10 protein-coding genes are annotated in these 8,507 nt (G+C 73.0%); 6 read left to right on the forward strand and 4 right to left on the reverse strand.

Translation table 11 applies throughout. The annotated features are described in order from the left end of the window. From E1267_RS40725 to rph, 4 genes are all read left to right on the forward strand, one after another. Positions 1–525, forward strand: a 525-nt coding sequence (locus E1267_RS40725) for a tyrosine-type recombinase/integrase (protein WP_165960083.1), incomplete at its 5' end; no start/stop codon positions are given. Between the two features lie 65 nt (positions 526–590). Further along, positions 591–824 carry a hypothetical protein gene (locus E1267_RS40730; protein WP_132341175.1) on the forward strand — a complete coding sequence of 78 codons (234 nt, stop codon included), beginning with the start codon at positions 591–593 and terminating at the stop codon, positions 822–824. Positions 825–934: 110 nt separating this feature from the next. Then, entirely contained in the window at positions 935–1,186 is a 252-nt protein-coding gene (locus E1267_RS40735) for a helix-turn-helix domain-containing protein (protein ID WP_132341177.1), read from the forward strand. A 364-nt stretch (positions 1,187–1,550) separates the two neighbouring features. Beyond that, the gene (rph, locus tag E1267_RS40740; RefSeq protein ID WP_246064632.1) at positions 1,551–4,187 is read left to right on the forward strand and encodes a rifamycin-inactivating phosphotransferase; all 2,637 of its coding nucleotides are present in this window, start codon (positions 1,551–1,553) and stop codon (positions 4,185–4,187) included. Between the two features lie 66 nt (positions 4,188–4,253). Here the strand turns inward: rph and E1267_RS40745 are convergent, their stop codons facing one another. The 3 genes from E1267_RS40745 to E1267_RS40755 are packed head-to-tail and all read right to left on the reverse strand — an operon-like array spanning position 4,254 to position 5,484. Next, positions 4,254–4,559, reverse strand: a complete 306-nt coding sequence (locus E1267_RS40745; RefSeq protein WP_132341179.1) for a DUF952 domain-containing protein — start codon at positions 4,557–4,559, stop codon at positions 4,254–4,256. After that, positions 4,547–5,101, reverse strand: coding sequence for a GNAT family N-acetyltransferase (locus tag E1267_RS40750; protein WP_132341181.1), 555 nt, complete (start codon positions 5,099–5,101; stop codon positions 4,547–4,549). The genes E1267_RS40745 and E1267_RS40750 overlap by 13 nt, the downstream gene beginning before the upstream one ends. Positions 5,102–5,160: 59 nt before the next feature. Then, positions 5,161–5,484 (reverse strand): DMT family transporter, encoded by a 324-nt coding sequence (locus E1267_RS40755; RefSeq protein WP_132341183.1) that lies wholly within the window; start codon positions 5,482–5,484, stop codon positions 5,161–5,163. A gap of 140 nt (positions 5,485–5,624) precedes the next feature. Here E1267_RS40755 and E1267_RS40760 point away from each other — a divergent pair, with 140 nt between their 5' ends. Continuing rightward, positions 5,625–6,578 carry a radical SAM protein gene (locus E1267_RS40760; RefSeq protein ID WP_246064634.1) on the forward strand — a complete coding sequence of 318 codons (954 nt, stop codon included), beginning with the start codon at positions 5,625–5,627 and terminating at the stop codon, positions 6,576–6,578. A 66-nt stretch (positions 6,579–6,644) separates the two neighbouring features. Then, complete coding sequence (locus tag E1267_RS40765; protein ID WP_132341185.1) at positions 6,645–7,373, forward strand: phytanoyl-CoA dioxygenase family protein; 729 nt, start codon at positions 6,645–6,647, stop codon at positions 7,371–7,373. A 344-nt stretch (positions 7,374–7,717) separates the two neighbouring features. Here the strand turns inward: E1267_RS40765 and E1267_RS40770 are convergent, their stop codons facing one another. After that, positions 7,718–8,440 carry a nucleotidyltransferase family protein gene (locus E1267_RS40770; RefSeq protein ID WP_342774950.1) on the reverse strand — a complete coding sequence of 241 codons (723 nt, stop codon included), beginning with the start codon at positions 8,438–8,440 and terminating at the stop codon, positions 7,718–7,720. Between the last annotated feature and the right edge of the window lie 67 nt (positions 8,441–8,507).

Consider the following 8,507-nt stretch of genomic DNA (forward strand, 5'->3'; position numbering starts at 1 on the left):
GAGCTGCGGGACGCGGTGATCGTGTTGCTGCTGGCGACGGTGGGGCCGCGGGTGTCGGAGCTGGTCCGCGCCAATGTGGAGGATTTCTTCACCAACGACGGGGTGCGCTACTGGCGGATCTTCGGCAAGGGCGGGCGGACGCGGGACGTGCCGTTGCCGCAGGATGTGGCGCGGGTGTTGCAGGACTATCTGGCGCGGGGGCGGCCGGCGGTGCAGGACAAGGCGTTGTTGTTGTCGTGGCGGGGGCGGCGGCTGGCGCGGGGTGATGTGCAGGCGGTCATCGACCGGGTGCAGGCGCGGGTCGACCCGGATCAGCGGCGGTCGGTGACGCCGCATGGGCTGCGGCACACGACGGCGACGCATCTGCTGGCCGACGCGGTCGACATGGACGCGGTGCGGCGGGTGCTGGGGCACAGTGACCTGTCGACGCTGGGGCGTTACCGTGATGAGCTGCCGGGTGAGCTGGAGGTGGCGATGCGGGCCCATCCCCTGCTGCGGGGCGAGCCGGGCGACGGCTCCGGGTGAACGGGGGCACGCCGCCGGGCGGCGTTCTCCTTTCTTCGGCGAGCGCACGTCGTACGGCGTGAAGGATGAGCTCGTGCGCGGCCGGGCGGGTCCCGGCCGGCGGCGGCACCGGCTCCTCCCCCGGCTGTGAAACCTGCGCGCCCGCGTTCACGCCCAGCCTTGCAACCGACATCGGCATGCTGCCGCCGCGCGTGGGAGGAGATCCCGCCAAGGTCAGGAGCACGGCAACAGGACCTTTTCAGGGACTGATCGAGCCCGCCCGTGAGGGCGCGCTGGAAGAGGTGCGTCCAGGCGACTGATCAGCGCGGGCCTGACCGCCTGACGCGGCCGGTGAGGCGGGCTCTGTTCGCCGGACCCCGAGTACGCCGGTGCGATAACTATACCGGTGTCCGGGTATAGAGTGGTGGTCATGGTGCGACCTCCGCTGACCCCTGAAGAGCGGCTCCGTGGCGAGCAGCTCGGCTCCACCTTGCGTCAGGCCCGCGGCGAGCGCAGCATCGTCGAGGTGGCCGCGGCGGCGGGCATGTCCGCCGAAACCCTCCGCAAGATCGAGACCGGACGCATCGCCACCCCGGCGTTCTTCACGATAGCCGCGCTGGCCGACGTGCTCGACGTCTCCCTGGACCAGCTGGCCGTGCGCTCCGCCCCCGCCCCGACGTGATGGTGGAGGGCGGTGGCGGGTTCACCAGGGATGGCTACGGGGCCGGTGCGTGGTCCGCGGTCGTGGCCGTGCTCTCCCGGGTGGCGCCGAGGCAGCCGGCTGGCTGAACGAGCGCGATGCGGCCGACCGGGCGGCGCAGGCGGCTCAGGCGGCGCAGTTCGTGAAGCCGCTCGGCCGGATCGGGCCAGAAGCCCGCGTTGTTGACGGCGGGGACGGCATCGAGCTGTCGCGGTCTCGGCCGGAGGAAGGGGGGCGGGCACGTGTCCCCGCCACCTTCACTTTATAGCAGAGCGGCGCGCCTCATGAGACATCGGAAAGTGGTTCATACTTGCCCGTTGCGAACGGCCCGACGACCGATGGAGCAGTGAAATTGGGTTACGTGATGGGTTTCGAGCAGATCGGCTCGGCGAATCTCGCGGACGTGGGCGGTAAGGGAGTGCACCTGGGTGAGCTGTCGCGTATCGACGGCGTCCGCGTGCCGGACGGCTTCTGCGTCACCACGGAGGCCTTCCAGCGGGTCGTGGCCGGGGCGGCGCGGGTGGGCGCCCGGCTGGACGAGCTGGCGGGCGTGGACGCGGACGACCGGGCGGCGATCGGCACGCTGAGCGCCGGGCTGCGCGGCGAGATCGAGGGCGTCGAGATTCCCGGCGATCTGGCGGCGGAGGTCGGCGCGTCGCTGGCCCGGCTCGGGGAGCACACCCCTTGCGCGGTGCGTTCCAGCGCGACGGCCGAGGACCTGCCGGGCACCTCGTTCGCCGGCCAGCAGGACTCGTACCTGAACGTCGTGGGCCTGGCGGCGGTCCTGCGGCACGTGCGCAGGTGCTGGGCCTCGCTGTTCACCGAGCGGGCGGTGACCTACCGGCGCCGTAACGGCATCGACGACCGTACGGTGCGGATGGCGGTGGTGGTGCAGCGGATGGTGTTCCCGGACGCGGCCGGGATGGTGTTCACCGCCGACCCCGTGACCTCGAACCGGAAGGTCGCCACGGTGGAGGCCGGTTGGGGGCTCGGCGAGGCGCTGGTGTCAGGTGTGGTCGCCGGGGACGTCTACACGGTGCGTGACGGCCAGGTCGTCGACGTGGCAGTCGCCGTCAAGGAGCGCCGCGTCGAGGCGTCGCCGCAGGGAGGCACCCGGGACGTGGCCGTGGAGGAGGGCCTGCGGCGGCAGCCGGCTCTGAGCCAGGAGCAGGCGGTGCGGCTGGTGCGGCTGGGCCGGCGCATCGAGGCGTACTTCGGCCGGCCCCAGGACATCGAGTGGTGCCTGGCCGGCGGCGAGTTCCACATCGTGCAGAGCCGGCCGATCACCACGCTGTTCCCGCTGCCCGCGGTCGATGACGAGGACAACCACCTCTATGTGTCCGTCGGGCACCAGCAGATGATGACCGACGCGATGAAGCCGCTGGGGCTGTCGGTGTGGCAGCTGACGACCCCGCGGCCGATGCACGAGGCGGGCGGGCGGTTGTTCGTCGACGTGGCGCCCGTGCTGGCGACGCCCGCGGGCCGCGCGAGCCTGCTGGACACGTTGGGCAGGTCCGATCCGCTCATCCGGGACGCGATGCAGAGCGTCGTGGACCGCGGCGACTTCCTGCCCTCGCTCCCCGACGACGCCTCACCCGCCGTGCCCGCCGCCGTGCCCGCCGCCGTGCCCGCCGGCGGGCCGGCCGATCCGGTGGAGGCCGATCCGGACCTCGTCACCGAGCTGATCCGGCGCGGTGAATCGTCCGTGGCGACCCTGAAGCGCGAGATCGAGGATCTGTCGGGGCCGGCTTTGGTGGAGTTCATCGTGGCCGACATCGGGGAGCTCAGGCGGGTGTTGTTCGATCCGCTGAGCCACCGGGTGATCATGGCGGCGATGGAGGCGGCGTGGTGGCTCAACGACCGTCTCGAGGCGTGGCTGGGCGTGAAGAACGCCGCCGACGTGCTCACCCAGTCGGTCCCCCGTAATGTCACCTCGGAGATGGGGCCGGCGCTGCTGGAGGTCGCGGACGTCGTGCGTCCGCACGCGCAGGTCGTGGCGTTCCTGCACCGGGTGGCGGACGAGGGCCGGGAAGGCGACGGCTGGCTGGAGGAGCTGTCCGGGCTGCCTGGCGGGCGGCAGGCGGGTGAGGCCATCCGTGGCTACCTGGGCACGTACGGCATGCGCTGCGCGGGCGAGATCGACATCACCAGGACGCGCTGGAGCGAGCGGCCCGCCATGCTGGTGCCCGCCATCCTGGGCAACGTGAGGAACTTCGAGCCGGGCGCCGGTGAGCGGCACTTCGAACAGGGCCGCCAGGAGGCGCGGCGCGCGGCGCAGCAGCTGCTGGGGCGGCTGCGTGCCCTGCCCGACGGGGAGGGCAAGGCCGGGGAGACCGGGCGGATGATCGACCTTGTCCGCACCTTCGCCGGATACCGGGAATACCCGAAGTACTGCATGATCAGCCGCTATTTCGTCTACAAGCAGGCGTTGCTGCGCGAGGCCGGCCGTCTCGTCCGGTCCGGCGTCCTGCGCGAGCGCGACGACATCTTCTTCCTGCGGCTCGAGGAGGTACGGGACGTCGTACGCACCGGCAAGGCGGACTCCGCGCTCGTGGAGGAACGGCGGGAGGCGTTCCGCTCCTACGAGACGCTCACGCCACCGCGGGTCTTCACCTCCGACGGCGAGGTCATCACCGGCAGCTACCGGCGGGCCGACGCCCCGCCCGGCACGCTGGCCGGGCTGCCCGTCTCGGCGGGGACGGTCGAGGGGCGGGCCCGGGTCCTCATGGACATGACGCGGGCCGACCTCGAACCGGGCGACATCCTGGTCACCGCCTACACCGACCCCAGCTGGACGCCACTGTTCGTCGCGGTCGCCGGGCTGGTGACGGAGGTGGGCGGCCTCATGACGCACGGCGCGGTCATCGCGCGGGAGTACGGCCTGCCCGCCGTCGTGGGAGTCGAACAGGCGACCCGGTTGATCCGTGACGGGCAGCGGATCCGCGTCCACGGCACCGACGGGTACGTCGAGCTCCTTGACTGATCCCGCCGGTCGCGCACCGGCGGGCCGCGGGCACGGCGAGCGCGGGCACGAGCCCCGGTGCGGTGGTCAGGGCGTGAAAGGGCGGACCGCCGTGACGGCGCTGAGCGGCAGCGGCCCGTACAGGTGGGGGAAGCCGTCCTCGACGCGCACGTCCAGGCCCGCCGGGGCGATGTCGAGGACGAGCAGCGGCTCGGCCACGGCGGTGTAGAAGGCGGCGTGGACGCCGCGCAGCTGGGCCATGTCGCGGCTGCAGTGGATGAAGCCCACCTCGTCGAGGGTGCGGCCCAGGGTGGAGACGCGGTACTCCCCCGCCTGGAGGGCGCCGTCCCAGTCGGCGCGCAGGGCCAGGTGGTGGATGGTCACGACGCCCATTCGCGGTCGAGCATGGCGTAGACGCTCTCGCTGCTCCACTCGCCCTTGACGATCTCGTTGTCGATGAGGGTGGCCTCGTGGCGCATGCCGAGTTTCTCCAGGACCCGGGCGGAGGCGGTGTTGCGGGCGTCGAGACGGCCGATGACGCGGTGCAGGCCGAGGTCGTCGAAGGCGAGGCGGAGCAGGGCGCGGCCGGCTTCGGCGGCGTAGCCGTGGCCGTGGTGGCCGGGGTGCAGGACGTAGCCGATCTCGCCCTGGCGGTGGGTCTTACTGGTCCAGATGAGCAGGCAGTTGCCGATGAGCTCGCCGCTGCCGGTCAGGGTGATGGCCAGGTCGAGCGCGTCGCCCTCGTCGAGGAGGGCGGTGTGGGTGATCTTCTTGTCGAGGAAGGCGCGGCTGGTGTCGCGGTCGCGGGGCTCCCAGTAGAGGTGGCGGGTGACGTCGGGCAGGCTTTCGTAGGCGTGCACGGCGTCGAGGTCGCCGGGGGTGAAGGGGCGCAGCGTGAGGCGTTCGGTGGTGAGGGGCAGATGGGGTTTGAGCACGCAGGCAGTGTAGGGAGGGATGGTGGAGGGGGCCAACACGTTATCGCCGGGCGGCCGGGTCAGTGGGCGCCGGCGAGGTTGAGGACGACGACGCCGCCGATGATGAGCAGGATGCCGCCGATCTTGAGCGGGGTGAGAGTCTCCCCCAGGAACAGGGCGCCGATGACAGCGATGGCGGCGGTGCCGGCCCCGGACCAGACGGCGTAGGCGGTGCCCACCTCGAGGTGGAGTTTCAGCGCCTGGGCCAGCAGGGCGAAGGAGACGATGTATCCGGCGGCGACGACGACGCTCCAGCCGAGGTGGGTGAAGCCGTTGCTGAGTTTGAGCGCGGAGGTGGCCAGCACCTCGGAGGCGATGGCGAGGGTGAGCAGGAGCCAGGCCATGGGCGGTTGTCCCCCAGATGACGAGTGGTGCGGGTTCTCCACTGTAGGCGTGCAGGCCGGGGCGTCCGGCGCCGCCGGGTGTACCGGCGGTGTGCGGGAATCGCTTGAAAACGCTGTCGAATACGTGTTCCACTGGGGGTGTGGCTTGGGACGCGCTTTCGCTGGTTGAGGCCGCCGACGATCGCCCGCTGATCGAGCGGCGCGCGGTGGCGCGCGGCGACTTCTACGAGCTGCAGGCCCGTACGATGATCGAGCGGGTGCCGCAGGCCGCGGGCATCACCCAGGAGTGGGCGCTTTCTCCTTACCGGGGTTGTGCGCACGCCTGCCTGGGCTGCGGCGCGCGTGGCGGGCACCGGCGGCTGGGGCTGGACGCGGGCGGCGATTTCGACACCCGGATCGTGGTCAAGCCCAACGCGGTGGCGCGGCTGCGGGCGGAGCTGGCGCGCTGGGACGGCCGGGAGCTGGCCGTCGGGATCAGCGGCGACTGCTACCAGGTGGCCGAGCAGACCTACCGGCTGATGCCCGGCGTGATCGGGGCGCTCACCCAAGCCGGGGTGCCGTTCACCGTCTACACCAAGAGCGCGCTGGTGCTGCGCGACGCCGGGCTGCTGGCGCGGGCGGGGGCGCGGGTGGCGGTGTCGATCGCGTTCGTCGACGAGCGCATCCGGCGGGCGGTCGAGCCGGGCGCGCCCGGCTCGCAGGCGCGGCTGGAGCTGGTGTCGGCGCTGGTGGAGGCGGGCGTGGACTGCCGGGTGCTGATGGCTCCGGTGCTGCCGCTGCTCAGTGACGCCGCCGACCAGCTGACGGCCACCGTGCGGCGCATCGCCGCGGCGGGCGCGCGGGCCGTGGAGCCGGTGGTGCTGCGGCTGCCGCCCGGCACCCGGGCGTGGTACACGCAGTGGCTGGCGCGGGCGCATCCGCACCTGGTGGAGCGCTACGAGGAGCTCTACGACCGCGCAGGCCTGCCCTCCGCCGTGTACGAGGAGCGCATCACGGGGCAGATCGCGCAGCTGTGCCGGGTGTACGGGATGGTCTGCGGGGCGCCGCCGGCTCGCGCGCCGCGGCCGCGGGCTGCGCAGCTCGCCCTCGTGTGAGCCCGCGCCGCCCCCGGGGCCTCCAGGGACGGTAAATAGCTGGACGGCGCTGCTAGCGTGCTCGCCATGGAGGTCATCGATTGCGAGGCGTTCGTCGAGCACGGCTTCGCCAAGGTCGAGGCGGTCGTGCCGCGCGAGGTGGGCGACGCGGCCAGGGCACTGCTGTGGCAGCGTATCGGCCTGTCACCCGACGACCCTTCGGGGTGGACCAAGCCGGTGGTGTGGACCGCCGACCTGACCGGTGAGGGGCCGTTCGGGCAGATCATGGGCAGTGGGCGGCTGCGCGCCGCGCTGGACGCGGTGGCCGGGCACGGCCGGTGGGTGCCGCGCGGCAGCGCCGGCAACATCCCGGTGCGGTTCCCGCGGGTGGCGCCGGCCGCCGACCGCGGGTGGCACATCGACGCCAACACGGTGCTGCCCGACGGCGGCTACGGGGTGAGCGGGCGGCCGCAGACGCTGCTGCTGCTGGTGCTGTTCTCCGAGGTGGGGCCGCATGACGCGCCGACCAGGATCCGCGCCGGCAGCCAGCGGGACGTGGCCGCGGTGCTGGACGAGCAGGTGCACGACCCGATGGAGCTGGGGCCGCTGCTGGACGCGACGGGGCGCGAGCGGCCGGTCGAGCTGGCCACGGGTCTGCCGGGAGATGTGTACGTGGTGCATCCGTTCACGGTCCACGCCGCGCAGGAGCATCTGGGTGAGCGGCCGCGGTTCATGGCGCAGGCCCCGGTGTTCCTGGCCGGGCCGCTGAGTCCGGGCGACGAGTCCCCGCTGGGCAGGGCCGTCGGCTGGTCGTGACCACCCCCTCGTGACCGTCTCGCCCGTGACCGTCCCGCCCGTGGGGAAGCTGCCGACCGACTTGTCGGGGATGAGAAGCGGGCGCGCCATCGCCATCGCCGTCTCCCGCGTCCCCGCCGCCGGCCCGGGACGGCGGGGCGTGATGATGTCCACCCACGGGGGCCCTGGCGTGTCCGGACTGGCCGCCACCGTCGCTTTCGCCGCCATCGGCCCGCCGGCCGTGCGGCGGGCCTTCGCCCCGTACGACCTGACCGGGTTCGGCCCGCGCGGAACCGGCAGGAGCAAGCCGGCCCCTCGGCCGGGTGACAGGCCGGGCGTCACGGCGGAGAGGGGCCGCCGGGGTGTCACCGCCGGGTGTCACGGCCGGAGCGGAAGGCGGCCAGCTCCTCGGCGGCCTCGTTCAGGTCTTTGGCCGTGTCGATGGCGCGCCAGTACACCCCTTGCGGCAGCTCGTAGCCCGCCAGGCGGCGCCGGCGGGCCAGTTGGGGGAACGTGCTGCGCTCGTGGTCGCCCCGGTCGGGGAGCATCGAGGTGAACGCGGCGGTGAAGACGTAGACGCCGGCGTTGACCGGGTACGGCGACGGCGGGGCCTCGACGAAGTCCGAGACGTTGCCGAACCGGTCGACCTCGACGGTGCCCCACGGCAGCCGGGGCCGCGCCAGGGCGAGCGTGGCGTGCGCGTCGCGCTCCTGGTGGAAGGCCGCCATGGCGCGCAGGCCGAAACGGGTCCAGATGTCGCCGTTGGTGGCGTACCAGGGCTCGCCGGGGCGGGGCAGAGCGGCGGCGGCGAACTTCAGGCCGCCGCCGCGCCCGAGCGCCTCGGTCTCCACCACCGGGTCGACCTTCAGCGGCAGGCTCGCCGTGGCCAGCCAGTCGAGCACCACCTCGGCCAGGTAGCCGCAGGACACGACGGCGTCGGTCACGCCTTCAGCGGCCAGCCATTCCAGCTGGTGGCCGATGATGGGCAGGCCGGTGCCGGGGATCTCGACCATCGGCTTGGGCCGGGTGTCGGTGTAGGGGCGCAGGCGTGAGCCCTGCCCGCCGGCCAGGATCACGGCCTGGGTCACCGGGGCGGAGGAGGGCGGCGACGCGCCGGCGGACGGGATGAGGGGGGTGCGGGCCGGGGTTTCAGGT

Origin of the sequence: Nonomuraea longispora (genome assembly GCF_004348345.1) — a bacterium.
GTDB lineage: Bacteria > Actinomycetota > Actinomycetes > Streptosporangiales > Streptosporangiaceae > Nonomuraea > Nonomuraea longispora.